Here is a 26,393-nt window from a genome sequence, read left to right as displayed (position 1 = left end):
ATTTTATATGCATATACAATTAACATTGCGGCGCATAAGGTAACGCCGTTGCCGAGGTGCGATTAATCATCCAGGCAGCGACACCATTGCCGGAGACAAACACTTCCATGGCGTCATCATTCTGCCCCGGCGCGAAATACGTGGGTAGTGAACTACTATATTGCGTCGGAAAAATCATATTGTCTGGACCCACGGGAATACTCACACCACTACTTCCGGTATTGATATAACCAAACCGGGCCATGTATCCTCCTGATCCGTTTGGTTGCACACATTCAAGGATTGGTTTGACGGTAGCAGGGCCAACAGCAGGCACGACCGCGATACTGGTAGGTGTAACCTGTGGAGGAGTTGTTGCTATGGGCACAGGAGTAGGAGTTGCGACTATAGGCGCACGCGTAGGAGTAGGCACCGCCTTCAAACGGAGATTCGTTGGTGTTGATGTAACGCTCATGGTTGGTTTGGCAGGCGTCTCGATATCCACTTGCTGCGTTACAGTTGGATGAAAGACAACTGGCAACCTGGCAGGTTTACCATTTAAAAGAGGGGTAGATACACCTGAAAGATAAAAGGTGCTCGTTGCTATGAGCAAAACGAAAAGCATGGCCGCCAGCAACAAACGCTTGCGCGTCAACTGCGGTCGGAACAAGCTTTCCGGCAGTTTGACAGGACTCTCCTCCAGCAAAAGAACTGGTAAGAGCGATTTCTTTGTCTCAACCCGTGCCTTAATAGCCGTCAGGTCAGGTGACTTAATAGCCATCAGGTCAGAGGTTTCAAGCGCCTCTATAAAATCCTGGACCGAAGCAAAACGCTGGGTGGGATTTTTAGCCAACGCCTTGATAATAGCTTGCGAGATAGTGGCTGGCACTGCTGTATTCAGGACATTGGGAGCAACTGGCAGCGAGTTTTCGTGCTTATGGCGCAGAGTCTTACGCGCTGAACCGGCAAAAGGAGTCTGGCCCGTCAGCAATTCGTACGCGATGGCGGCCAATGCATATTGATCAGCCAGCACACTACGCTCGCCTCGAAATTGTTCAGGCGCCATATAATGCCGCAGTTGCGGATGCTCATTGTCACGATTCATAGTATCTAACGAGACCAGCGATGGCAGATAAAAATCAGTAATCGCCACGTGATCACGCGCCGCAGTCTTAATAAGCAGTCCCTCTCTAACCTCCTCTTTCTCTGCCTCACAGCGCAGAAATAAAACATTATTGGGCATCAGATTGCCATGCACAATCTTCTGCTCATGAGCAGCTTGTAGCCCTTCACCAATCTGACGAATAATAGCCAGCGCACGCGCCGGCGCCATTGGCTTACCAAGAAATTGTTGTAAAGAACCAGCGGGAGCATATAAACTAACAAAAACCATGCCCTGCCAGGTTTTACGAACTTTTAGTGGATTTAATACATTCGGATGTTTTATTTTTTGACGACGATTAACTTCCTGACATATATGCTGATAAATTTGCTGTAGTTGCTCGGGGGTCATAAATGGCGTAAAACATATTTTGAGAACTACCTCGCGCCCCGAGCGAGGTAACGGCTCACAATAGGCAATTGTCGATCCATGCCGTCCCAATAATCGTACATTGTGTTGCTCTGGTGTACTTGTATCAGACACGATTGCACCCTTAGTTTCTTACTACACGCTTTCTTTTAGTATACCTTATAATCTGATAGAATTGAATATATGATCACAGTATTAGGAAAAGATAGTAAATAGTCTAAGCTCTATTTTTGCTTTTATCGACACAACGGATATTAACTATAGCAAGAAGCCCTTTCTTGCTAACGCTTTATCAATATGCGATTCTATGCCTTCTTTGCTCAAAAATTACCACTATATATCACAGAACAGGTGCCCTACACCATAGGGTAACAGCAGGTTAGAGCAGCAGCACGAAGCTACACAATGAAACAACATTATAAGCTATGAACAGATATGCATTATTAATCAACCCGCTGGATACTATTTTTCAATAAACCAACCTCTTTTGAGGTGACACATCAGTTGATCAAGTGGCTCTCTGGTTCTGCGAAACAACCAACAAAGCATAGATTCACCTTGACAAATATTATTTGTAAGTACATACTAATAACATGAAAAGGAAACGCTCGGAGTCCACTACACGTCTGTCTGCCCAGGAGCGACGTGAGCATATTTTGGAGGTGGCACTTCCTGTCTTTGCAACGTATGGCCTGCATGGAGCCTCAACACTGACCATTGCTGAGCATGCTGGCATTTCAGAAACTTACATCTTTCGGCTCTTTGGCACCAAGAAAGAGTTGTTTCTAGCTGTCGTTGAGCATGTCCATACCCACGTAATGACATTGTACCGATCCGTGCTGGAGAACCATCCAGTTCATCCACTTGAGGCTATTCAGGCGGCAATGAAGAGCGCGGTATCCCGGGATGAACTTTTGCTGCTGCTCCAGGCATATGTAGCCTGCCATGATGAAGATATTCAGCGCATCATCAATCAACGCTTTCGTGAAATGTATACCTACGTTTCACAGCAAGTGAATATGCCGCAAGAAGTGCAGACCTTCTTTGCTTACAGCATGTTTTCAATGATTCTGATGGCGATTGGGATTTCTGACCTGAGCATGCTTTCGGAACAACAACTTCCGAATACTCATAAAGAGTCCTGAATTTTTTTTGCATTGGTGGTTTAGAAGTACTTACAAACAATATGTTCCAGATGATTGTAGCATCTGAGTGTTCTCTTTTTTTTACGATTTTAGTTTGTAACTACTTACAAACAATAAAAGAATGTCACTTGAGTAAGAAAGGTAAAGAAATGCATCCAACATCATATCCCTTAGGGCATCTAGCCTTACGCGTCAGCAATCTAGCTCGGGCAAAGTCCTTCTATGTGGATACGCTCCATTTTCCTCTATTGCTAGAAATCCCTGGCCGCATACTCGTCAATGTCCAGGGATTAGCCATCGCACTCATCGGCGACGATGCCCATACCGCGCCTGAAGATCGTTTTGATCCATACCGGATTGGACTCGATCATCTCGCACTAGCCATTTCCGATAAGGAAGATCTAAACAGTTTATTGCAAACACTCAATCAGCATAATATACCCAATCATGGTATAGAAGAGGACCAGATGACGCATACCAGCTACATCAGTTTCTATGATCCTGACGGCATCGCCTGGGAATTCTATCTCACACCGCAGCCTAATACAGCCCGTTAATAATACATAAAAGAGGAGATTGGTGTATTTCTGACAAAATGAAGGTGGCCTACATCAATCTCTCACCGCAATTCGCCAACAAGCGGTCCGCATGGCAGCAATTACCAGTCGGCAGACTCAAACGGAGCGCTATGGCTTTATCGAAGCGGAACGTCAAAAATGATCGTGCACAATGTTCTATATAAGATGTATATCTCGGCGTGAAAAAGCGTAGCGCGCGATGAAAATCGTAGCAACCATATAGAGGATGATAATAGCAGCCCAAAACCAATCCCAGCCAGTAATCTCTCCTTGCACAGCAAATTGATAACACATAGCAATTGGCTGTAATGGCACCTGGAAGACCGTGAGAAACTGCGGGCTATTAAGCGTTCTACTATATAATGCGAGGACGATCCAGGCTAAAAAAATAATCAAAGTCAAACGCGTTGCGATCGGCTTTGAAAGCGCAACAACCAGGAGGGCACATAAGATACAGATCAGTAGCAAACCCAGGGAGCCACTCAAAAAAAGGTCCCAGTTCATATCGATAAAATTCTGTCTGATCACTATCAGCAACAGTAATAACAGATATAAGGGAATCCGTAAAATACCGGTCGCGATCATTACTCCATAGAGGTATGGAGAACGGGAGGAAAGGCGGGAAAGTGGAAGATAGATGCTCGGTCTCATTGCACGGCGTACCATAATCACGGTACCTAAAATTGTCTCTACCACCATAGAGGGAGTTGCTATACCAAAAAATTCGCTGGCTCTTACACTGTAGGCATAAAAAAATGTGGCAAAAATAAGCCAGACCAGCACGATATCGAATAAGATCCATCCACTACGCACATAGTTATAAAGAGTAAAGCGGGCTATTTCCAGGCTGGGAGATGTAAACATCCGTTTGAATTTATATTCCTTCTGAACTTGCGTCTGCATTACGAGGCTCCTCCTGCGTTTGACAGCGAATGAGGGGGTATACTGCTGGCTTCCTGATCTGTCGCGTGTACATAGAGATCTTCTAGCGATTGATTCAAAGGGTTTAACGAGATAAGAGGAATATGCCCTTGAACGATTTTGTCCAACACGATGCTTTGTGCTCTGGCCTGGATCTCGAATGTATGCGCTTGCATGGTAACAATATATTCTTCAGGAATAGCAAGTGAAGACACAACGTCGCAGGCGCTCAAGTGCTCTGCCAGCACAATTTCGACCACCTGTTTGGATTGCAGCAGGTCATTGACACTACCAGAAAGCTTGACCCGGCCCTTATCCATAATAGCGATAGCATCACACAATGCCTCTACTTCCGACAGGTAGTGTGAACAAATAAGTATCGTCTTACCTTCTTGACGCAATCCCTGAATAATTTGACGGATCTCCCATTGGCTGCGAGGATCCAGACCACTGGTCGGTTCATCAAGGATAAGTAATTCAGGATCTGCTAAGAGTGCCTGAGCAAGCGCCAGTCGCTGCTGCATGCCTTTTGAATAGGTACCAATCGAGCGGTTGGCCACATCCTGTAAATTCACGCGCCTTAACATCTCATCAACACACTTTACCCCATCCACGCCTCGGATGCCAGTCAGACGACTTAAATGTATGAGGTATCTCTTACCAGAGACATGGGGATCAAAAATTGGCCGTTCATGGACATATCCGATCTTCGCATGAGCCAGTGCCACATGCTCCTGACCAAGCACACGCAATTGACCCGAGGTAGGAAAAATAAATCCCATGATCAGACGCACAAGTGTCGATTTACCCGCACCGTTTTCACCAAGTAAGCCAAAAGACGTGCCATACTCAACACGAAGCGTCAGATTTTGCAAAGCGGAGAGGGATTTATACACCTTTGTCAATTCAAGACATTCTATAGCGTACATATAAAACCTTCTAAGCTAACTCTACTGTCCATGCATTAATTATATTGATTATCTTTTTAAGTACTCAAATATAACCATACATAGCAATATTAACATAAAAATCAATATATTGTCCATTACCAGGTATATAGCAGGTGCACCTCATTTTTTTGCCAGCGCAGCCATAAGAAGAAAAACCATACCCCAGCGATCCCTCCTCTCATCACGACCACGTCCCCGTAGTTACGGCCCTCAGCGGCCGTTTGCCACCCGCCGCAGCGTAGTGGCCCCGTATCCCAGCAATCCTGTTCCTTCCAGGCTGACTCGTTGCCTCACGCGGTATCCAAAAGGAACCTCCCCATGGATGGTCTCACCCAGTGGTATCGCGGGGGAACTCTCTCTGCTGGAGGTGATAGCGTTGGAGGAGCCGAACCGGCCGGATACCAGGCCACCACGCTGCGGCGGGTGGCAAGCGACCGCCGAGGGTCGCAGCTACGTTGCATTTCTCGGGGGAGGCTCCTATTCGGCACTTGCCGCTGCAAAAAATGCATGGCACCCGTATATAGCTCTTTTTAAACTTTATAACCTGACACCCATATACAAAATATTGATTCTGGCCCCTCACGTCTGTGACCCTGGCTTGTGGTGAAGTGGGAAATATGCATATTCCCAATGTAAAATGGACTCACCTGTATCAAATAACAGATGAGTCCATGTCATACCGTAACATCGTGGTTTTAGCGCGCTACAGAGTGGTTAGATTAACTTTTCGTCAAAGGAATTCAGTACTTTCATATAATTCGCACGCTCAAACGCGCCAGGTTCTACTACTCCGCGCTGGCTCATGCTGCCTATCATTTGCTGGATCGATTCATATTCGTGCTCAACCATCCAGGTGTGTATGTCGAATAGGATCTGCGTTAGCCTGCCACTACCGTGTGCAAGTAGCTCCGATGCCATCATGGCAACATTCGCACCCGCCATCATGGCTTTGAGTACATCCTGTGCCGTGTGCACTCCACTGGTGAGGGCGAAATCGGCCTGGATGCGTCCATAAAGCAGGGCGATCCAGCGCAACGGCATCCGGAGTTCACTGGATGTGCTTAATTCCAGGCTGGGAACAACCTCAAGCGTCTCCAGATCGAGGTCGGGCTGATAGAAACGATTGAAAAGCACCAGGGCATCGGCACCTGCATCGACGAGACGCATGGCAAAGTTTGGCAACGCCGTAAAAAATGGACTCAGTTTGACCGCCAGCGGCAGCCATACAATGGACCTTACATCTCTGACAAGCTGAATATAATTCTCTTCTAACTGCGCACTGCTGACGGTCAGATGCGTTGGCATATAATAGATATTGAGTTCCAGCGCATCAGCGCCGGCCTGCTCAATCTTGCGTGCATACTCAAGCCAGCCACCCGTAGAGATACCATTCAAGCTAGCAATTACCGGAATATCCACCGCCGCCTTCACGCGTGCTAGATGTTCCAGATAGGCCTCAGGCCCTTTATTATTATAGTGTTCCAGGTCTGGAAAATAGCTCAAAGCTTCTGCATAGGTATCGGTGCCACGGGTAAGATAATGATCCAATTCATAGCTCTCATGAGTGATTTGTTCCTCGAAGAGCGAATACATCACCAGAGCGGCTGCCCCTGCGTCTTCCAGTCGCTTAACAGTATCAAGCTTCTTTGACAACGGCGAAGCAGAGGCAACCAGAGGATTTTTCAGGTTAAGGCCCAGATACGTTGTGTGCAAATCAAGCTGTGTCATATACTTTCCTCTCTTCTTTGCAAGAAAATACTACTCAGTTTCCATCTGGTGATAGCGGCTCCAGCTTTCTTGCACATCTTTTTGCGCCAGTTGTAGTAGTTTTCCGGCCCGTTCCTCATTACTCTGAACCAACATCCGGTAGCGCGCCTCATTGTAGATATAGCGCTCAAGCGGCAGTGACGGCTCTTTAGAGTCCATCATGAACGGATTTTTTCCTTCAGTAAGTAGCGCTGGATTATAGCGATAGAGCGGCCAGTAGCCAGTCTGTACGGCGAGCTTTTGTTGCTCAAGGCCTTTGCGCATATCAATTCCATGCGCGATACAATGGCTATAAGCGATTAGCAGCGATGGTCCATCGTACGCTTCAGCTTCCAGAATGGCTCGTAGCGTCTGTTGATCATTGGCGCCCATGGCAATGCGCGCCACATAGACATGTCCATAGGCCATGGCCAGCATACCCAGATCTTTCTTCGGCGTTCCCTTACCCTGCGCCGCAAATTTGGCCAGCGCAGCCCTGGGTGTGGCCTTGGATGCCTGTCCACCTGTATTGGAGTACACTTCTGTATCCAGAACCAGAATATTTACATTGCGCCCGGATGCCAGGATATGATCCAGACCACCATAGCCAATATCGTATGCCCAGCCATCGCCACCGATGATCCAGACACTTTTGCGAATCAAGTTATCGGCCAGGCTCAATAGTTGCCGAACCTCTGCGCTAGCCTGTCCGTTTTGTGGCAGGCGTTGTTTGAGCATTGCTACCCGCCCACGTTGAGCGCGAATACCGGCCGGATGTGACTGATCAGCGTGCAATAGATCCTGTACCAGTTCTTTGCCCAGACTCTCTTCATGTTTTAAAAGAAGTTCAGAGGCATATTCGCTCTGTTTGTCGAGCGATAGGCGCATCCCCAGGCCAAACTCGGCGTTATCTTCAAACAGCGAGTTCGACCAGGCTGGACCATAGCCCTCGGCATTTGACGTCCATGGCGTTGTCGGTAGATTGCCACCATAGATCGAGGAACAACCTGTGGCATTGGCAACAATCATATGATCACCAAAGAGTTGCGTGACGAACTTGATATAGGGGGTCTCACCACATCCTGAGCAGGCACCGGAAAACTCGAAGAGGGGTTGCAAGAGCTGCGAATTTTTGATCGCGCCCACGTTCAGGTGAGTATCATCGACCTCGGGCAGTGTAAGGAAGTAGTCCCAATTGACTTTTTCCTGCTCGCGCAGCGGCGGCTGTGGAACCATGTTGATTGCCTTGTGGCCAACCTGGTGTTTATCCTTCACAGGACAGGCCTCGACGCATAAGCCACAGCCGGTACAATCTTCTGGTGCAACCTGCAAGGTATATTTCATGTCAGGAAACTCTTTAAAGCGAGCATCTGTCGCCTGGAAGCTGGCAGGCGCGTCTTTGAGGGCTGCTGGATCATACACTTTCATGCGGATAACTGCGTGCGGGCAGACCATAACACATTTGCCACATTGGATACATATATCTGGATCCCAGGCAGGAATCTCTAAGGCGATGTTGCGCTTCTCCCAACGAGCCGTCCCAACAGGATAGGTTCCATCACAGGGAAGCGCACTCACCGGCAGGCTATCTCCTTCTCCAGCAATCATCGGTCCAAGCACGCTACGTACAAAGTCAGGGGCCTCTGCTGGTACGGGCGGCCGCCGCGTGAGCATAGGTAAGGCCACAGCATGCCGGCGTTGCGGCTGAACTTCGGGTATAGTTCCTACTGAAGAGGCTAATGGCAGCTTCTCTTCTACCGCCAGAGAGGCTTCTACAGGCAGGGGGACCTCATGCAGATGCACCAGGGTCTCATCTACGGCCTGGTAGTTCTTTTGAACCACAGCTTCTCCGCGCTTACCATAAGTTTTCTGAATACTGCGCTTGATCTGTGTAATCGATTGCTCCCGTGGCAAAATACCACTGATAGCAAAGAAACATGTCTGCATAATAGTATTGATGCGCCCTCCCATCCCAACGCTGGCGGCAACCTTGTGCGCATCAATCACATAGAAACGAACCTGCTTGTCGCGTAGCACTTGCTGCACCTCTTGCGGCAAGAAGTTCCATACCTCGTCGGCAGCATACCTGCTATCAAGGAGGAAGACGCCGCCTGCCTTGATGTGCTTTAACACATCAAATCTTTCTAGAAAGGCAAACTGGTGACAGGCCACAAAATCGGCCTGCCCATCGCCAATCAGATAAGGAGCCGAGAATGGACGGGAGCCGAAACGCAGATGCGAGATAGTCACTGAGCCGGACTTTTTTGAATCATAGACAAAGTATCCCTGGGCAAAGTTGGGCGTCTCTTCACCAATGATTTTAATCGAGTTCTTATTCGCGCCCACCGTTCCATCAGAGCCCAATCCCCAGAAGAGACACTGGACTAAACCAGTATCTTCAAGCACAAAGGCAGGATCATAATCCAGGCTGGTCATGGTCACATCATCATGAATTCCGATGGTAAAATGCCTCTGAGGCTGCTCACAAAGCATTTCGTCATAGATGCCCTTAACCATGGCGGGCGTGAACTCCTTGGATGAAAGTCCATAGCGCCCACCAATGACACGAGGAAAGCTGGCTCCGGTCCATCCCTCATGCAAAGCAGTGATCACGTCAAGATAGAGAGGCTCGCCTGCGCTGCCCGGTTCTTTGGTGCGATCTAAAACGGCAATATTCCTGACCGTAGCGGGAAGCGTCTGGAGCAGATGCTGGACCGAGAATGGTCTGAACAGCCGCACTTTCAAGACTCCGACCTTCTCGCCTTGCGCGCATAAATAATCTACGGTAGCCTGCGCGGTCTCGGCTCCTGATCCCATCATCACAATCACGCGCTCGGCATCCATGGCTCCCGCATAATCGAAAAGATGATACTGCCGTCCCGTCTGAGTCGCAAAGGCATCCATGGCGCGCTGTACAATAGCCGGGCACTCTTGATAGAAACTATTGACACTCTCGCGTGCCTGGAAATACGTGTCTGGATTCTGGGCCGTACCCCGAATAACGGGATGCTCGGGAGAAAGGGCACGCTGGCGATGAGCCTGGACCAGCGAATCGTCGATCAGCGCCCGTATATCCTCATGATCGATGAGTTCGATTTTATCGATCTCATGCGAAGTGCGAAAACCATCAAAAAAATGCAGAAACGGAATACGCGCCTTGAGTGTGGAGGCATGGGCTATCAATGCCAGATCCTGCGCTTCCTGCACAGAATTGGAGGACAAGAGTGCAAAGCCAGTCGAGCGCACAGCCATCACATCTGAGTGATCGCCAAAGATAGAGAGTCCCTGGGCCGCAAGGGAGCGGGCCGCAACGTGAAAAACGACCGGAGTCAGTTCGCCCGCGATCTTATACATATTTGGGATCATCAGTAACAGGCCCTGGGAGGCGGTAAATGTGGTAGCCAGGGCGCCTGTTTGCAGCGTTCCATGTAGTGTTCCCGCCGCCCCACCTTCCGACTGCATTTCCATCACCAACGGGATAGTTCCCCAGAGATTTGCCTGTCCGCTGGCTGACCAGCTATCAGCAAACTCACCCATGGGCGTTGATGGAGTGATAGGATAAATAGCGATGACCTCACTTAAGGCATGAGCAACTTTCGCGACCGCCTCATTGCCATCAATCATGGCCCATTGACGTTCCATGCTCTTACTTCCTTTCCAGTTTTCTGCACACGCACTGTTGCGATCTTTTCTGGCTTTATGAAGCAAGCATAGCTTTTTATTATCACACTATCATCACAGCCGCACAACCCGATCTCTCAATGCAATCACGGCAGCAACAACAGGACTATCGTTTCAATGATGATAGGAGGAGGACAGGACACAACATAAATTATGCTCTACCTACGGTATGTACCATAGGCAGAGCAAACTATTTATGCTGTGCTACTATTTAAGAATAGCGGAATTACACCCTGGTTGGTGTCCATTCCTCATTGGAACCACCTGTGTGGGAGTATTGGATAATAGCGGCACCATTATCCGTCGACCAGCTATCAACATTTAAAAGCTTACCGCTCTTCTTGTTGATGATGTCATAGTAACCATTATCGGTTTTCACCACTTGCCAGAGCTGATTGTCAGCCCCGGTGTAAGATTGCAATAACACGGCCGCTCCATCGCTCGTTGAGGCCCCATCGACGTCAAGCGACAGGCCATTGCCAGTATTGGTGATCTTATAATAGTTCCCACTAACAGCCGTAAAGTTCCAGTGCTGATTATTGCCATTGTTATCGGCCCATTGCACGAGATGTGTACCAGCACCACCTCCGGCCGGATCGTCCACCGCAAGATTACTGAAGTGGTTGATCAATTTGTAGTTGCCATTGGCTATAGGTTGTGATCCAGTTGGCGTCGGTGTCGGATTTTGCACCGGCGTTGAGGTTGGATTGGATACTGGTGTTGAGGTCGGGGTTGGTGTGCCAGGCCCGGATGATGTGTCACCATAGACAAAACCATTGCCACCAAAGCCCACATAGACGCGTCCCGCTATGTTCATATCACCGTTAACCACGGTGACATTGTCATAGAGACCAAGGGGAGCGGTCGAGACCAGATCCCAGGTAGCTCCTTTGTCACTGGAACGCCAGATGCCCCACTTATCGTTAATTTTGGCATTGGCATAGACGGTTGGATAAGAAGATCCGGGCAGAGCTGCACCGAAGCCAAATGAATGGGATTCCTGTACCGCACTGACCTTTGTCCAGGTATCACCTTTATCTTCAGTATAGGCGAGACCACCCTGTGCCGTTGAGGACCAGACACTGCCAGCATGATCAGGAACCGCGTGAATCTGGCTGAAGACCCAGCCATCACTGCCGCCAGCTGGAGCACTGGCTGTCTTTTCCCAATTCTGACCACTATTGCTTGAGCGATAAAAAGCACCACTCGAACTATAGAGATAGAAGGTCCCATCGACTTTATCAGAAGCCAGCAGTTTCAGCTGATTAAGATAATACTGTACATGTAAACCTGTTACGCCATTGAAAGAGGTAACCTCATGCCAGCTAGCACCACGATCAGTCGAAACATAAGGATTACGACCATAGGTTGGCAGCCAGACAATATTATTGGTATCAGTCGCCGAGACCGCGATATCGCCCGCAAAACGATCATTTGCAGTGCTTTGCGCGCTAAAAGGAGTCCAGGTCTTTCCACCATCAGTTGAATAGCCACTATAATCTGGATTCAGGAAACGGTGATCAGAGATGGTAGCAACCAGGAACTGCGGATTCTTACCACTGTAATCTAGATTCCATCCACTAGAGAACTTATCGTTTGTCAGTTCTTTCTGGGGATACTGATCAGGATTCGCATGGTAGAAGCCCTGACGATCCCAGTTTGCGTTGACAGGTTGACCACCTGGTGGAGCGATAATATCGTTCGCAACCATCTCTTCAATACCGTTGCTGACAAAGTCGAAGGTAAGCGACGAGCCGCTGAGACCATCGGCGCGCCAGACACCAACACCTTGCCCAAACCAGAGACGATCACGAACCTGTGGATCGAAGATAATATTGCCCACGCTCAACCAGTTCTTTTCATCACTATTTGTCACCCAGGGAATGTCAGCGGAGGTCAGGGAAACATCGATGGCATTCCAGCTATCGCCTCCATTTGTGGTGCGATAGAGGTGTCCGCCAGTAACCGGACTTGTGCCGACAATCAAGCGTTTTGGGTCAAAGGGATCAACAGCTACCGTCAGGTAGTTCGGATTACCGCTTGGGCTGACATCCTTCCAGGTATTTGAGGAAGGAGTAAAACGTTGTAGATGGCCATCGGTGATCGAGAAGTAGGCATTGCCATCACTACCCACGTCAGCAGCCTCAATATCACTGTTCGTAGGGTAGATATTGCTCCAGGAATTACCACCATCTTTGGATTGATAGACACCCGAACCGGCGACACCGGCATAGATGATATTTGTCGCACCATTGGAGGTACCACTGGTTGGATCAAAAACCACAAATTTGATGCCAGCAGGACTATTATCGCCCTGTTTATAGACAACAGGCACCTGATTGGTAGAGATCTGAGACCAGGTATTGCCACCGTCGGTCGTGCGCCAGAGTCCCATGTTGCGCGAACCGAAGTAGACAATATTCTCATTATTAGGATCGATGACCAGGCGCTCACTCTCCTGACGATTATCAGCATTGCCGGCAATTTTCCAGCGCTGACCATTATCGGTCCAGGTGCGCCCTCGATCAGTGCTCTTGAGGATACGACCGGAGGGAGTATCGGTCGTGAAATTGTAGGTCATGCCCACGGCCGCATAGACGAGCTGGCTATTGGTTTTACTGACCGCAACACTCTCCACATTGTAGTCCGTAGCAGTGGGATTGGGCACGGAACTGGCAGTGAACAGTTGGGTCCATGTCTTCGTCGTCTCATCCCATCGATATAAACCACCAACATCAGCACGACCGTACAAAAGACCAGGGGTTGTAGGTTGCGCTACGATACCCGTAATCCAACCACCACCACCAATCTTGAGTTGTTTCCAGTTATAATTATTGGAGACGTCTGCCGCATGGGCATTTTGCGCAGGCAACCTGAGGGTAAAGAAGAGAGCGCCTCCTACTAGTACCAACAAGGCGACCAGCAAAGCAGGCTTTTGAAACTTTGCACGTCCATTGTGCATAATCAGATCCTCCTTAATATGATATCAGTGTAGATTAGATGCCATCTGCATCTGCGTCATTGCATCAATTGCAATATACAGATAGAGATTGCTTTGTAACATGTACATGTGAGAAAATTCTGTAAGTACCATCACCTCCTATCAACAAAGTGAACCAGGTAATACAACAAAGCAAGAATAGTGGTCGCATTAACGCTAGACACATTGTGTTTAATGAAGAAAAAAGAGATAATTTCCATAAGAGAGAGATATATAAGTTTATTATTCCTCTCTGTTTATGTTAATATAAGTATAAGGAGAGGAGATTTTTCTGTCAAGCTCTAGTAGGATATTTGGTACGAATATCACTCCTTTGGATTAATTTGACATGCTTATAGCGTAGAATAGGACACATATAAGCTCATCAAACAGGAAATCGAGGAGGATTCAAAGGAAAAATGATACAGATGCTAAGCATAATGCCAAAATATATAGTCCTATAAATTATATATATTAATATAATGCAGAAGTTTTTTTCCTGTGAGAGGCTAGCGAGGAAGCAAAGGAAAGATCATTATGACACCACGACAATTGCGGGCCGACACGCGTGTAGAGGAGGTCTGTAACAGTTTACGGAAACTGGCCTTTGAAAGAGGACCAGGAGCCCAACTCCCCACTGTAAGCGCACTATGTAAAGAGTTAGCTGTCTCCAGCGTCACTTTAAGGGATGCCTTAGACCATTTGGAAATGGAGCAGATCATCTACCGCAAGCGCAGTCTGGGGATTTTTGTTTCGCCCAATATCCATCGAAAATCTATTCACGTCTTATTTGCGGCCGATAAATTGATTTCAGAGTTACTCTCTCCATTCTGGGCCTTAATATGGCTCCATCTCGAGCAAGAGGCACACAGGAGAGAGGGGTTTAAAAATGAAAAATATACATTTCAACTTGTGACGCAGATCGCAGACACCAAAAATTCCTTGCCTGAAGAGGTCAGGCATATGTTGCAAACCAGAAGGGTTGATGGCATATTAGCGGTAGGCCTACACACACAGGGAGTTGGCAAAGATATGGATCCCCCCCTCCCATGCATCACATTTGCGGGTGGTGGAGATCAGCTGGTTGTCATGGATTCGGAAGAAGCAGGACGCCTGGCAGCAGGAGAACTGATACGCCAGGGTTGTAAACGGCTGGCCTGCTGGATGCCAAATATCGCCTATTTTAATGTTCCCGGCTGGAATCCCCGAGAGGTGCCGCATCTTGACATGGAGCACATATCAGGCTTTACTGGTTTTCGCCAGACATTGCTTGAACAAAAGATGACATATCATCCTGAATTTATGCGTCAGCCTCATCTTCCTATGACGATGAATGCACTATCCGCGCAAGAGCAGGGTTATCTCCTGGCCAAAGAAGTGTTTGGAGAACACAATAATCATAAACCTGATGGTTTATTTATTGGCGATGACCTGATCGCCGACGGAGCCCTGGCTGCGTTAGAAGAATTAGAGATCCGTGTTGGCAAAGAGCTCAAGGTTGTCGCGCAGCGAAACACCGGTTCGCCAATTTTATTTGGTCACTTACGTAAGCTAACCGCGCTAGAGTTTAATCCGGTTGATATTACGCAGGCGATGTTTTCGATGCTTGATATGCTCATGAGCGGTCAGGATGCGTCCGGGAATATCACATGGATACGGCCTCATCTCCGTTGAGGATGTCATCTGAGCTCAATATCTCTTGGGATGATAAGTGGAGGGCACACTCGTTCCCTGAAGGGAACTTACCTTTTAATAATAATGTTAGTGGCAAAAAATGTGCGGCGCACATTTTTTGCCACTAACATTATTATTTGGGTTATGGGTGCCTTGATGACACCTATTCAGGTTGTGGGGACTTTAGCGTACGCTACGAATTGGGATGATTGCTAATGCGCCCAGGATTGTGAAGACGGCTGCAATGCTGAAAAGGGCTGGATATCCCTGCAAGACGTTGAAGGCAAGAAACGATACCAGCGGAATAAAGAGTTGTGGCAAGGTATTGGCTGCCGTGATCAGTCCTAGATCTTTGCCCAGATTGTGGTTTTTGGGTAAGACCTGGGTTGCCAGGGCAACGTCGGCTGAAAGGAAGATGCCAAAGCCAATGCCGAAAATAGCTGCGGTTACCAATACCAGGATCCAGGATTGCGTAAATGCGATCAGGAGTAATGCAATGGTCATAATCAAACCGGCCGCGATTACAAATGGTTTGCGGCGCTGAAGCTTATCAGAAATGATACCCGAGGCAAGCGTAGAAATGACCACAAAAACGGTGTTGATCACCTGGAACATAGAAACACCCTGCTCAGCAGTCTGGCCGGGGAAAAGGCGTTCATAATGAATGACGTCTTTAAGATAGTACAGCATAAATTCCAGTAAGAGAATCTGCGCAAAAATAATCAGGAAACGTCCAACCCAGGTCAGGGTAAAATCTCGCTCTTTCAGAGGCTCAAAGAAGGAAATCAAATAATCTTTGAGGTTGAATGCTGGGAGATCTGTTTTCGCAACTGGCTCTTCACGTACAAAAAAGAGAAACAGTGCTACCGCTACAAATAAGATACCTGCGATAGCATAGTATGAACCTTGCACAGACTTGATAATGACAGCGATAAGAATGCTACCAACAACAATACCTATAGGTTGAGCCAGTCCAACAAAGGCTGAAGCTGTAGCCCGCTGACTTAAAGGCACACGGTCTGGAATAATGGTCAGTACCGGTGTCATGATCATGCCAATGGCAAAACCATATATGCCGGCCTCAATTGCCAGGATAAGGATACTGGGGGCATTGGCCTGCAATAATAACAGGAGTACAGAAAAGATCATACCGACCAGGATCCAGGTACGACGACGACCCAGACGGAAGGTTGTGCGATCACTGAGCGCTCCCACGACAGGCTGCGCGATAACGCTCGTGATACCTGTCACTGCCAGCACAAATGAAAGGCCCGATACTTTGTTGACAGGATCAATAATTGAGACCTGCAAAGGCTGGAGGATCTGTTGCAATGGGATAATAGCTAACCACATCGCCATATTTGCCAGCGAGAGAAGCAATTGAAAGCCCAGACTCACCCGTGGAGGCTGATTTTCTCCCACATCTGTGGTGTGCAAAGATTCAGCAACCTGAGGAGACTGATTCTCCGCCAACTTTGAAGCTGACACTTGCGCTTCAGGAGGCAAAGATTCGGCTGGTGAAGTTGTACTTTCGTCAGTTAAACGTGACTCAGACATACTTACTTTGTCCTTTCAAATCGAGAAAAATAGCAAAAAAAGATACTACCTATTCATAATTGAATGAGTAGAGGAACAATCCGTAGTGAAATTTTATAGTTGGTTACGATAATCATGTACAAAGTCGCGTACCGTCTTTGGCGCATGTCCCAACATAATGGCAAGGTCCGGGGTAACCGCTTCAACCAGACCTGCGGCGGCAATGCCATAGACATCTAGCATGACCTGCACAAAAGCGGGTGGCACATGCTTGCTCAACATGTGTGCTTTGAATTGTTCAGGGGTAGGATTCGCGTATGTGATCGGACGTCCCAGTTCTTCTGTCATGATTTGTGCAACGTCATAGTACGTAAGGGCTTCGCTGCCAGTCAGGGTATAGCCTTTATTCCAGTATTGATCATCCAAAAGGCTTTTAGCGCCAACTTCACCAATGTCACGCACATCAATCAAGCTCGTCTTTGAATCGGCAGCAGGTATATAAAGTGTCTGCTCCTGCTGTATTTCATTGAGGTGCGAAGTAACCAGATTTTGCATAAAGAAGCTCGGGCGCAGAAAAGTATATGCGATACCAGCCTCAGCTATCGCTCGCTCAATACGCGCATGAGGAATCATAGGCTGGTATTCAGCACCCATCACGGAAAGAAATGTGATTTGTCTCACACCCTGCTTTTGCGCAGCCTGCACAAAAGGCAGAAACGTCTCTTCTACATCAACCACATCTGATGGGCGAACCAGAAAAAGCTTCTCCACGCCGGCTAACGCAGGTAAAAAGCTTTCAGAACGACGAAAATCCAGGTAGACTTCTTGCTCATGATTGGTTCCTTCAGATCGACGTGTGGTGACCCTAAAAAGAACATTGCTCTTGTTCAATGCGTTTGCAACTTCACGACCTACGGTACCGGTCGCACCGGTAATAAGGATTGTGGACACCTCTATTTTCCCTTCTCTATTATCCAGGTAAGCATTATAAGCACTACGTATGCCTACCCGCGGTCATATGGCGACAACAGTCCGCTGTTCTTCAGCCTGTTATCTCGAGCCTGCAAGCTAGCAATTTCTTGATACAAAATCCCTAACCGGGCACTATTACCATACGCAGGGGGACGTAATGGCTGGTTACTTCTTCGCGCCACACGGACCGCTTCAAGCAACTGCTCAAGTTCCATTGATATTTGTTGATATTCATGTTCAGAGTGCCGCATACGCTCCATACGCGCAAGGATATTATTGATTGGACCAATAATTGTCCAGAGCGGATTCCCCTGGGTGCTGATCCTGCTGAAGTTTCTCTCATTGTTAGAACTTAACAGAGCATGTGTGATCTCTTGAATGGCGGCATCCAATTGCACCTTCTGCTGCGCAACCTGCTGCCGTGATTCAGCGATATCATGCTCCAACTGAGCAATCTGTTCCGCCCGGTCAGCACGAACAATGGCCTTGGATGCACTTTGCACCCAGATAAAGGCCACAAAGGCCGTCACAAACTGAATTGCGATCGGCAAAGAGACAAGTCCAGGTCCAGAAGTTTGTAATGCGGCAGTCAGATCAGCTTTGTGCGGCATCGCTAGAATACCCCACGCAATAAAAGCACTATTAAGAGACGCGAACAAGAACACATAGTATCCAGGGAGAACCGATGCACAAATGACCAGACTGATTACCAACAAATCGAAGAGTGGCAGCGTTGAAAGGCTTAAACCTTCAGGAGTCGTCAGGATGTTAGTAATTGGGGTCATGCTGATGCTGACCACAATAAGGATACCAGCCAGCGTAAGTTTGTTACTGCGGTTCAAAAGCATAGCAACAAAATTTACAGCAATGGCAATAAAGAGCAGAACCGCAAGAAATTTGTTTGTACCAGAGAAGCCAGCAGGTAAAGAAGTAATAGCGTAAATCTGGAGAATAAGAAGTAAGATACTGGCGATTCGAGCGCGACGGAATTTTTCGCGCTGCATCAATGGCGCATCAGGTGGGGGTTCTGGGATGCAGGACCAGCCATACCACAACCGCGCCCCCAACCACTGGCGCGACCGGGCTGACCGCGGCTCAGGCATCAAAATATCGTTCGTCGATGGTTGCATATTCATGTTATTCATGGTAAGTCAATATGCCTCTATAAATTACAAAAAAAGTACATGAGCAGAAATATATGCTCCCACTCATGCATCTTTCGCCAAATAAATAATAGCTTCGCGCTGCAATCCTAACAATTCAAAATAAACAACGTTGATGGGAAGAGAGAGCAAGCCTGCGATACGTTCTATAGAGTTTTTGCCGTTGATCAGAGCATAAATATTACGTGTGGATCGAGACATATTACGTAAGTACACTGGTGAGAGATTTTGATGCCTTATCGGAATAAGCACACCATATTCAGCACCGGCATGTACCCCGGAGTTGCTCAATGGCTGCGTAGTCATAGGACTCTGTTGGCGAAGTCCCTCCCAGTCAGAACGTATATCCGGTGAGTAGGAGGCCAAAGGGTCAGTGTTTGTGGCTCTCCTCAGCAAAGGGTCGGTATTTGTGGCTCTCCTCAATGAAGGATCGGTATCAAGAGATCCAGGCAACGGAAGGCGACCACTGATTGGCTCCCTGTCCACCGTTAAGGTTGTGGCAGATGGAGCCTCAGTTAATTGCCAGCTAAATACAATCCGGCTTATCTTTTGAATGGCCTCATTCCCCTGGTAAAGGATGCGACCATTTTTATCATAGATAGAAGCCGAAATGATTTTCCCCGCACTCAGTTCTATGCGCGCAGATCCCTTCCGTAATTTTTCAGAAACCTGACCAGTTGCAAGATCAGCTTCGAGGACCCCCTGAATCTGGCGATGCTGTAATACGCCTATGAGCGTTTCAAGATCCAAACTATACACAAAAATGGATTTAGTTCTCTTATATACATCTGTATACGAGAACCAATGCTCCTCTTTTTATTCTTTTATGCAAGTAACGAATAAAAACTATAGATATATTCAAATATTATACCTACAGATCTCTCAACCTTCTTCTATTATTGATAATAGCATTTTTAGTTCTTTAAAACAAGCAACTTGACAAAAGTAATCAATAGGACTCGTATAGAAAAATATTTCTGGCACTAGATATTATTTATGGAATTTTAGCATGCAATGTCATAATAGAGTAAGATATAAGAAAGAATATATTATAAACAAGTATAATCATTAAAAAGGCTGCAGTGAGGCAATGGAACTATTTACTTCAAACCTGGTGTCACACGATAGAGGACCCCGTCAATTGGGGTCCTCTATCGTTGCTTGTTCACGCCTTCAACGATATTTACGCACCATTTTCAGGACATTTTTCTAGTTCTAATTCTACGTTGTGGCATACATGTTGGAGGCTTTTGAGCACCTCAACCGTCTGAATAGGATTATCAAAACCTCTGGTCTCCGTTTCTTGCAGTGTTTCCTGCAAGAGACGAATCTCCTCATTCATACGTTCACGTAACCGGCGTAAATGAGCACATCTGGTGGTAATGTCTTGTTGTATCATAACTATCCCCCTTTCAGGTAGGACAATGCATACTATAAATCAAGCCCTTTTCAGCATACTATGCGATCCCAAAAGACATGTATGTTGCTCATAGCAACTATTTGAATAAGAGAGGCTTATTTTAGCCAGCTTCATGTACCAGTATATGCTCTGGTCCACGCAAACACAATCACAACAATGAAAAAAGGATTGGCAGGAGATATTATATTATGTATACTGTTACATGCGACGCAATAACAATCAAGTTCTTTTTTGAGAGAGTGTTTGTTGTCCACTGTTATCATGAAGCATGCAGCCAGCCGCACGCGGGCCCTGAAGGGCCCATGCTCCAACGGTTTTACGTGTGGTGTCAAAAAGTGTTCGGAGAACACTTTTTGACACCACACGTAAAACCGTTGGAGGTCAGAGGTGCGAAAGCAACGATCAGTAGAGCATAGATTTCATGGAAATCAAACACTTACGTATTGAGAGACCAGACAAGAGGAAGGAAGCATCATGGAAAAACGAGAAACACTTGATCCAGCCCTGGTCAGCGATTTTGTTGGCAATGCCCATGGTGATCTTAAACGCGTACAAGAGCTGCTGGCACAAGAGCCAGCACTACTAAATGCCGCCTGGGATTGGGGCGGTGGCGACTGGGAGACCGGGTTAGGAGCGGCCTCGCATATGGGTCGCAGAGATATAGCGCTCTTCCTGATTGAAAATGGTGCGCGCACCGATATCTTCTCCGCGGCCATGCTTGGACAATTAGAGATCGTGCAAGCGATCCTCTCAGCTTATCCGCACTTGCGACACTCGAAAGGTCCCCATGGCATTCCACTAATCAACCACGCAAAGGCAGGAGCCGAGGAAGCGCTCCCGGTCCTACAATACCTGGAAACACTTGGTTAAACACATCAACAATGTATACGCCCCCAAACAAAATGAAAATAGTGCTGCATCCAATAATGCAGCACTATTTTCATTTTGTCGATACTTACTACTCTACACTATACGCATAGTCAGGCTCGGTATAGGCAACTTGAATCAGGGTGGGAGGCGCTTTCTGCTGCACCAGTGAGCCACGTCCAGCTGGTTGCTGTGATGCGGCATAGCCGTGCATGATACGTCCCTCCTGGGGATCGCCGCTCATGATCAAGGTAGCGGTACCCATCTCACGCAGTCGTTGCAAGGCAGGCTCGAAAGAGGCACGACCCATACCACCAACGCGACGAGCCAGGATAAGGTGAAAACCAATATCCTTACCAGATAACAGGAAATCTACCAGGGGGCCTAAAGGACTACTACTCGGTGAGGATGAGATGGAATCATAGTCATCCACAAACAGGAAATAATGCATACCATCCCAGCGCTTCCGGCTCCGCAACTGGTGCAACGGCAGGTCCGCCCCGGTCTGCATACGTTTATCGAGATCAGCTTTAAAGTTGCCGATACACTCAGTCAGGGTTGATGGATTATAAGCATACATGAGCAAATGTTTACTATCCACAAAGTCTAGGAGCGTTTTGCGATAATCGATAATGCCGAATCTTACCTGAGCCGGTGTGTAGCGCTGCTCAATGCCGCGCAGGAAGGTGCGCAGGAGGGTGGTTTTCCCACATTCCATATCACCAAGCACCAGGAAATGAGGTCCAGCCGATAATAGATCTACATGGAATTGCTCAAGGCGGAACTCCTCAAGTCCCAATGGAACACCCAGAGGCTGTTCGGCCGCCGGACTTAATAGCTCTTCCGCACGTACCATCAATGGTAGCAAACGGATCGGAGGGGCAACCTCGCCTTCCCAGGCTATGCGTGCCTGACGGACAAAGTTTTCCAGTATTTGCTGCATAGCTTTTTTATGCTGATTAGGATCCTCCACTGCTGCTTTATCAGCTAGAGGCAGTGCGACCTGAAAATGCAACTTATCTTTGTTTAAACCACGTCCGGGCACGCCTGGCGGGATGGTTGATGCCGCCACTTTACCAAATTCTGAGTCAAGTGGATCATTCAGTCTCAATTCCAGGCGCATCCCCATGTTGTCGCGCAATCTGCTACGTATCTCAGGCCAGCGGTTCGCAGCCAGCACAACGTGCACCCCATAGGCCAGACCACTGGCAATGATTTCAGTGACCTCAGTTTCCAGATCAAATTCCTGACAGAATAATGCAAAGTTGTCGATCAACAGGAAGACATCACCAAAAGGAATATCCTGTAGCTCACCAGCCTGGCGGCGAGCACGAAAAGTACTCATGCTATCGATGCCATGCTCACGGAAGAGGAAATCCCGATCCTCGATGATCTTGCGCATCTGCCGAATCACGCGACGCACTTTATCACGGTCACCTTTACCACATACGACACCAACGTGTGGAGAGGACTCAAACACACGTAACAGGCCACCACCCAGGTCAATACAGTAGAGCTGTACATCAGCCGGGGTATGGGTCAGCATAAATGAAGTAACCAGGGTGCGCAAAAAGGTACTCTTACCTGTTTGTGGCGCGCCCACCAGAGCAAGATGACCGCCAGATCCCGAGAAATCCAACCACATTGGCTCCTGAGCCTGCAACAGAGGCATATCCACCAGGCCAAGGGGTAGGCGTAACGGACCAAAGGCTGGCGTCGTATCCCACGCACGTCCTGTCAGATCCGGTCGCTGGCAGTGTTCCAGCACCTCATATAAAGGCAGACTATTGCCCAGTGGCGGTAACCAGACCTGATGGGCACGACCGCCCGCTTCACGATCAAGGGTAAGATGGCTGATAACAACATCCATCTCAGTATGTAATTCACTCGCCTCCTCCTGCAGTAGCAGGGTGGGAGTAGTAGTAAGCGATGCATATTGATGCTTTACCAATGCACCGGTCGAGGTGAAATCACGAATTCTGGCTAGTGGTGAAACCTGTTCCTGTACTGGCACAAAAGGTACGGAGATCAAGGCCGTCTTAAACATATGATAGGTATCGGTATCAACTTTAAAATAGCCTACGCCCGGCGCAGATGGCAGGTAATAGGCATCGGACTTGCCCAGGACAGCGGTACTTTCAGAGGCACTAAACGTGCGTAGGCAGATACGATAGCGCAGGTGCCCCTCTAAGCCACTGATACGCCCTTCATCGATACGCTGGGTAGCAAACAACAGGTGCAGTCCCAGACTACGACCTACGCGCCCCATGGTTACAAAAAGTTCCAGGAAATCTGGTCGCTTTCTGATTAATTCAGCAAACTCGTCGGCGATAATCACCAGATGGGGCATCGGCTCCATATCTGGATTGGAGCGCCATTTCTCACGATACTGCTTGATGTTATCCAGGTTGCCCGCATCATGTAGCATACGCTGTCGACGCTGCTGCTCACCTAATAACGAATCGTAAACGCGATCAACCAGTAAGACATTTTCTTCGAGATTGGTAACAATACCAGCCACATGCGGCAGCGCAGCAAAGTCGGCGAAAGAGGCGCCACCTTTAAAGTCGACCAGCACAAAGTTCACAGTCTCAGGATCATGGGTGGCCGCCAGACTAATCACGATTGTTCGTAAGAGCTCACTTTTACCGGAACCGGTCGCACCTACGACCAGACCGTGCGGCCCCATACCTTTATCCGCCGCCTCTTTGAAATCCAAAATCAGCGGCTCACCATCTGCCTTAATGCCCAGGGGAACCCGCAAAAGATCCTGGCGCAGCCGTGGCTGCCAGGCCTCTTCAGGTCGTATGGCGTCAGCCGATGGCACAGCGAGTAAATCTAACAGGCGTACATCCTGGGAAAGATCCTGCTGCGCATTTGCCTCGATCAGGGTAATCGCCGCCAGGCTACGCGTAAGCTTTTCACAGGTCTTTCTTTCAATCGTATCAGGTTGAAGGCCCTCTAAGCGGCGGCCCCCAAAATGCATCTCCTCAAAATTCAGCCTGCCAATGGCTGAGATCGAGAGCCTGGCCTGGATCTGGGTGGGCTCCTGGCTGGTATCATCAACCAGACAGAGCACGGTCACACCCAATTGAGCGGCATCACGCAGCAGATCATCAAGTTCTGGTAGCTGTCCAATCGGGCCATAGGGGGTAAAACCATCCAGCACAATAAAGATGTGTGGTCGCCGCAGGTTTTTGAGCTCATCCTGCTTATTTCTATCCGAGAGCAAACGACGGCGGCGATCCAATTCTGGCTGGATCTGGGTTTTGAGGAGATCGCGTATATTCTCCAGATTACTGGCAAGCATACAGAGGTGATCGGGAGCATTTTGTTTTTCAGCCTTGATGGGACGGAGGCGGCGCAGGTGTGGCGCCCATTTAATCCAACTCCACTGCGGCGCGATATGCTCAGGAAAATACACCAGACAGCGTACATCTTCAGGCGATTGGAAGGCCAGCAACTGACAAAGCATGGCCTGGGTTAATGCACGCGTACGGGCACGTTGACCACTGATAGCTAGCACGCCAATCTTTCCCAACGGAATATGGGCCGGCATATCATCCAGATAGCTATATTCATTCACCAGCGACTCCGCCAGCGAGCGTAACTCTGGTACAAACTGCACCATTGGATTATCACCAAGATCCAGGCACACCCGCGCGGAAAGAGGGACCGGCCCTACACCAATACGTACGCGCAGAAAATCTGCATCATCGGGACGACGTTCCCATAAATAACGATGCTCCTTGACCTGCTCGATTAAATGGTCGTAGGACGGATATAAACGCTCGCTGACCTGCCGCTGCTCATACGCAATAGTACGCAATTTTGTGCGATATTTCGCCAGATAAGCGCGATAAAGCTCACTATTGAGCCGGTTCTGCTTCTTCAGCATGTGGCGCTGAACAAAGCCCATGCCCACACCACTACCAATAGAGCCCGCGATCATCAGAAAACCAGCAGCCACCATCAGTCCATTTGTGCGATAGGCAAACATAAAAACCAGCGATCCCATGCACCCAAACATAGGCAGCAGATACTGCATCCAGGCCATCACCCCTGTCTGGGCCACCTGGATCACGGGAGGAGCCTGGATCACAATCTCCTCTGAAGACAAAACAGCAGGATAAGCCCTGGCTGGTCGATAAAATTTTATGCCATGCATAAGCCTATGTACATCCCTTCAACAATAGTACCTCAGTACGAAGCAGGGGCATTTTACATTGAAGATAGCCGCAAAAGCGTTAAAAGTTGAGGTCCCCTTTACTCCAACGCACACCAATACCGCCTGTTCCCGGTCCTGGTACGATTTGCCTGGTCTCAATGGATTTTTTCGGCTGGTTGCTTACTTCAAGGGATGCCAGGGTCTGCAGATAAAGGATCGCACCATCCAATGCGCCTGCATCAATCAGTGTATGTGTACGTTGTAAGGCCGTCGTCTGTTCATCCAGCCGCAAGCACCACAATTCAGCTTCCGAAAGTTCGGCTGTTTCTTCCTGTAAGCCACACAGCTCTAATAAAAAGGGCAGGAGGTCACTGATCGGTAAATCTCCGGGCAGTTCAAGATCAAATGACTTTTTATTCGGCTGCCCAATAACAGTTACCAGTAGAGTTTGCATAACGTATACTCAATACCATTCAAGAAGATGTAATAGAGGCTTCATTCCCCGCCACACAGATTCAGGATCCTGAATAAGGACACATTATAAATTGTAAAGGTGCACCTGCCACTCTATTGGTAGATGCACCTTAAAGCTGTAAAAGCTATAAAATTTAGATCTGAAAACCCTGGAAAGATTTTGAAACTGCCTGCTCAACCTTCTGATATTCCTGGTTACTGGCACTGAGGTTCTGGTTGATGTCATGAAGCATCTGTTTCATCTCTTTCGAGACTTTTTCCCAGGATTGTGAGGCGAGCAGGAATTGTTCGTATCCACTCCCTTTCCAAACAGCACCCAATCTCTGGACAGCTGTGTTCACATTGGAAATGGCTTCTTCTAAATGGATCACGTTGGTATCAAATGTTTTTACCGCCGCGTCCATTTCTCCGAAATCTGTTGCTACTTGATTGCCGCTCATAAAAAACCTTTCTCGAATGGGGGAGAATAAAGTACAAACAAACGATAGAGACTTCAGATCTTAATTTACTACTGGAAATCTCTCCATGCTAGTATTACTAACATCAGGTTACTCAGCGTGTAAATCCTTCGATATCTAATTTACGACTTTCATCGATAAATTGCAATG

The 26,393-nt window shown here is 48.0% G+C and carries 18 protein-coding genes; 4 read left to right on the top strand and 14 right to left on the bottom strand.

Going from position 1 to position 26,393, the window contains the following annotated elements; all coding sequences use genetic code 11:
- Positions 1–19: 19 nt before the first annotated feature.
- Positions 20–1,624 (bottom strand): serine/threonine protein kinase, encoded by a 1,605-nt coding sequence (locus EL633_RS17030; protein ID WP_126628334.1) that lies wholly within the window; start codon positions 1,622–1,624, stop codon positions 20–22.
- Between the two features lie 479 nt (positions 1,625–2,103).
- On the opposite strand from EL633_RS17030, the gene EL633_RS17025 reads away from it, so the two are divergent.
- Both EL633_RS17025 and EL633_RS17020 read left to right on the top strand, forming a co-directional pair.
- On the top strand, positions 2,104–2,655 hold the full coding sequence (locus EL633_RS17025; RefSeq protein WP_126628333.1) for a TetR/AcrR family transcriptional regulator: 552 nt from the start codon (positions 2,104–2,106) through the stop codon (positions 2,653–2,655).
- Positions 2,656–2,804: 149 nt separating this feature from the next.
- Positions 2,805–3,212, top strand: coding sequence for a VOC family protein (locus tag EL633_RS17020; protein ID WP_161982202.1), 408 nt, complete (start codon positions 2,805–2,807; stop codon positions 3,210–3,212).
- A 177-nt stretch (positions 3,213–3,389) separates the two neighbouring features.
- Here the strand turns inward: EL633_RS17020 and EL633_RS17015 are convergent, their stop codons facing one another.
- The 5 genes from EL633_RS17015 to EL633_RS16995 form a co-directional block, all read right to left on the bottom strand.
- Positions 3,390–4,136 carry a hypothetical protein gene (locus EL633_RS17015; protein WP_126628331.1) on the bottom strand — a complete coding sequence of 249 codons (747 nt, stop codon included), beginning with the start codon at positions 4,134–4,136 and terminating at the stop codon, positions 3,390–3,392.
- Positions 4,136–5,083: an ABC transporter ATP-binding protein gene (locus EL633_RS17010; protein ID WP_126628330.1), complete on the bottom strand. Its 948-nt coding sequence runs from the start codon at positions 5,081–5,083 to the stop codon at positions 4,136–4,138. Before EL633_RS17010 ends, EL633_RS17015 begins: the two co-directional genes overlap by 1 nt.
- Positions 5,084–5,818: 735 nt before the next feature.
- Entirely contained in the window at positions 5,819–6,832 is a 1,014-nt protein-coding gene (locus tag EL633_RS17005; RefSeq protein ID WP_126628329.1) for a dihydroorotate dehydrogenase-like protein, read from the bottom strand.
- Between the two features lie 30 nt (positions 6,833–6,862).
- Positions 6,863–10,492, bottom strand: coding sequence for a pyruvate:ferredoxin (flavodoxin) oxidoreductase (gene nifJ / locus EL633_RS17000; protein ID WP_126628328.1), 3,630 nt, complete (start codon positions 10,490–10,492; stop codon positions 6,863–6,865).
- 265 nt (positions 10,493–10,757) lie between these two features.
- The gene (locus tag EL633_RS16995) at positions 10,758–13,493 is read right to left on the bottom strand and encodes an RICIN domain-containing protein (RefSeq protein WP_126628327.1); all 2,736 of its coding nucleotides are present in this window, start codon (positions 13,491–13,493) and stop codon (positions 10,758–10,760) included.
- A 555-nt stretch (positions 13,494–14,048) separates the two neighbouring features.
- Here EL633_RS16995 and EL633_RS16990 point away from each other — a divergent pair.
- Positions 14,049–15,185 carry a substrate-binding domain-containing protein gene (locus EL633_RS16990; protein ID WP_126628326.1) on the top strand — a complete coding sequence of 379 codons (1,137 nt, stop codon included), beginning with the start codon at positions 14,049–14,051 and terminating at the stop codon, positions 15,183–15,185.
- Positions 15,186–15,368: 183 nt separating this feature from the next.
- Here EL633_RS16990 and EL633_RS16985 read toward each other — a convergent pair whose 3' ends face one another.
- The 5 genes from EL633_RS16985 to EL633_RS16965 all read right to left on the bottom strand — a co-directional run bounded on the left by EL633_RS16985 (position 15,369) and on the right by EL633_RS16965 (position 20,255).
- Positions 15,369–16,742: an MFS transporter gene (locus EL633_RS16985; RefSeq protein ID WP_126628325.1), complete on the bottom strand. Its 1,374-nt coding sequence runs from the start codon at positions 16,740–16,742 to the stop codon at positions 15,369–15,371.
- Between the two features lie 93 nt (positions 16,743–16,835).
- Complete coding sequence (locus EL633_RS16980; RefSeq protein ID WP_161982201.1) at positions 16,836–17,672, bottom strand: SDR family oxidoreductase; 837 nt, start codon at positions 17,670–17,672, stop codon at positions 16,836–16,838.
- A 53-nt stretch (positions 17,673–17,725) separates the two neighbouring features.
- The gene (locus EL633_RS16975; protein ID WP_126628323.1) at positions 17,726–18,838 is read right to left on the bottom strand and encodes a prefoldin domain-containing protein; all 1,113 of its coding nucleotides are present in this window, start codon (positions 18,836–18,838) and stop codon (positions 17,726–17,728) included.
- Between the two features lie 63 nt (positions 18,839–18,901).
- On the bottom strand, positions 18,902–19,615 hold the full coding sequence (locus EL633_RS16970) for a hypothetical protein (protein ID WP_126628322.1): 714 nt from the start codon (positions 19,613–19,615) through the stop codon (positions 18,902–18,904).
- 424 nt (positions 19,616–20,039) lie between these two features.
- A complete protein-coding gene (locus EL633_RS16965; RefSeq protein ID WP_126628321.1) occupies positions 20,040–20,255 on the bottom strand; it encodes a hypothetical protein in 216 nt (71 codons plus the stop codon).
- Positions 20,256–20,750: 495 nt separating this feature from the next.
- Between EL633_RS16965 and EL633_RS16960 the strand changes: the two genes are divergently transcribed.
- The gene (locus EL633_RS16960; protein WP_126628320.1) at positions 20,751–21,146 is read left to right on the top strand and encodes an ankyrin repeat domain-containing protein; all 396 of its coding nucleotides are present in this window, start codon (positions 20,751–20,753) and stop codon (positions 21,144–21,146) included.
- 88 nt (positions 21,147–21,234) lie between these two features.
- On the opposite strand, the gene eccCb is transcribed toward EL633_RS16960, so the two are convergent.
- The 3 genes from eccCb to EL633_RS16945 form a co-directional block, all read right to left on the bottom strand.
- Positions 21,235–25,311 carry a type VII secretion protein EccCb gene (gene eccCb, locus EL633_RS16955; RefSeq protein WP_126628319.1) on the bottom strand — a complete coding sequence of 1,359 codons (4,077 nt, stop codon included), beginning with the start codon at positions 25,309–25,311 and terminating at the stop codon, positions 21,235–21,237.
- A 79-nt stretch (positions 25,312–25,390) separates the two neighbouring features.
- On the bottom strand, positions 25,391–25,765 hold the full coding sequence (locus EL633_RS16950; protein WP_126628318.1) for an EsaB/YukD family protein: 375 nt from the start codon (positions 25,763–25,765) through the stop codon (positions 25,391–25,393).
- Between the two features lie 154 nt (positions 25,766–25,919).
- Entirely contained in the window at positions 25,920–26,225 is a 306-nt protein-coding gene (locus tag EL633_RS16945; RefSeq protein ID WP_126628317.1) for a WXG100 family type VII secretion target, read from the bottom strand.
- Positions 26,226–26,393: the final 168 nt, after the last annotated feature.

The sequence above is a fragment of the Dictyobacter alpinus genome, assembly GCF_003967575.1.
Taxonomy (GTDB): Bacteria; Chloroflexota; Ktedonobacteria; order Ktedonobacterales; family Ktedonobacteraceae; genus Dictyobacter; species Dictyobacter alpinus.
The sequence above is the reverse complement of the archived record's forward strand: the minus strand, read 5'-3'. Positions and strand labels throughout refer to the sequence as shown.

What these genes read in the sequence shown, in the direction of transcription:
- EL633_RS17025 (WP_126628333.1), top strand. Translation starts at nt 2,104, where the DNA reads ATGAAAAGGAAACGCTCGGAGTCCACTACACGTCTGTCTGCCCAGGAG.
- EL633_RS17020 (WP_161982202.1), top strand. Translation starts at nt 2,805, where the DNA reads ATGCATCCAACATCATATCCCTTAGGGCATCTAGCCTTACGCGTCAGC.
- EL633_RS17015 (WP_126628331.1), bottom strand. Translation starts at nt 4,136, where the DNA reads ATGCAGACGCAAGTTCAGAAGGAATATAAATTCAAACGGATGTTTACA.
- EL633_RS17010 (WP_126628330.1), bottom strand. Translation starts at nt 5,083, where the DNA reads ATGTACGCTATAGAATGTCTTGAATTGACAAAGGTGTATAAATCCCTC.
- EL633_RS17005 (WP_126628329.1), bottom strand. Translation starts at nt 6,832, where the DNA reads ATGACACAGCTTGATTTGCACACAACGTATCTGGGCCTTAACCTGAAA.
- nifJ (WP_126628328.1), bottom strand. Translation starts at nt 10,492, where the DNA reads ATGGAACGTCAATGGGCCATGATTGATGGCAATGAGGCGGTCGCGAAA.
- EL633_RS16995 (WP_126628327.1), bottom strand. Translation starts at nt 13,493, where the DNA reads ATGCACAATGGACGTGCAAAGTTTCAAAAGCCTGCTTTGCTGGTCGCC.
- EL633_RS16990 (WP_126628326.1), top strand. Translation starts at nt 14,049, where the DNA reads ATGACACCACGACAATTGCGGGCCGACACGCGTGTAGAGGAGGTCTGT.
- EL633_RS16985 (WP_126628325.1), bottom strand. Translation starts at nt 16,742, where the DNA reads ATGTCTGAGTCACGTTTAACTGACGAAAGTACAACTTCACCAGCCGAA.
- EL633_RS16975 (WP_126628323.1), bottom strand. Translation starts at nt 18,838, where the DNA reads ATGAATAACATGAATATGCAACCATCGACGAACGATATTTTGATGCCT.
- EL633_RS16965 (WP_126628321.1), bottom strand. Translation starts at nt 20,255, where the DNA reads ATGATACAACAAGACATTACCACCAGATGTGCTCATTTACGCCGGTTA.
- EL633_RS16960 (WP_126628320.1), top strand. Translation starts at nt 20,751, where the DNA reads ATGGAAAAACGAGAAACACTTGATCCAGCCCTGGTCAGCGATTTTGTT.
- eccCb (WP_126628319.1), bottom strand. Translation starts at nt 25,311, where the DNA reads ATGCATGGCATAAAATTTTATCGACCAGCCAGGGCTTATCCTGCTGTT.
- EL633_RS16950 (WP_126628318.1), bottom strand. Translation starts at nt 25,765, where the DNA reads ATGCAAACTCTACTGGTAACTGTTATTGGGCAGCCGAATAAAAAGTCA.
- EL633_RS16945 (WP_126628317.1), bottom strand. Translation starts at nt 26,225, where the DNA reads ATGAGCGGCAATCAAGTAGCAACAGATTTCGGAGAAATGGACGCGGCG.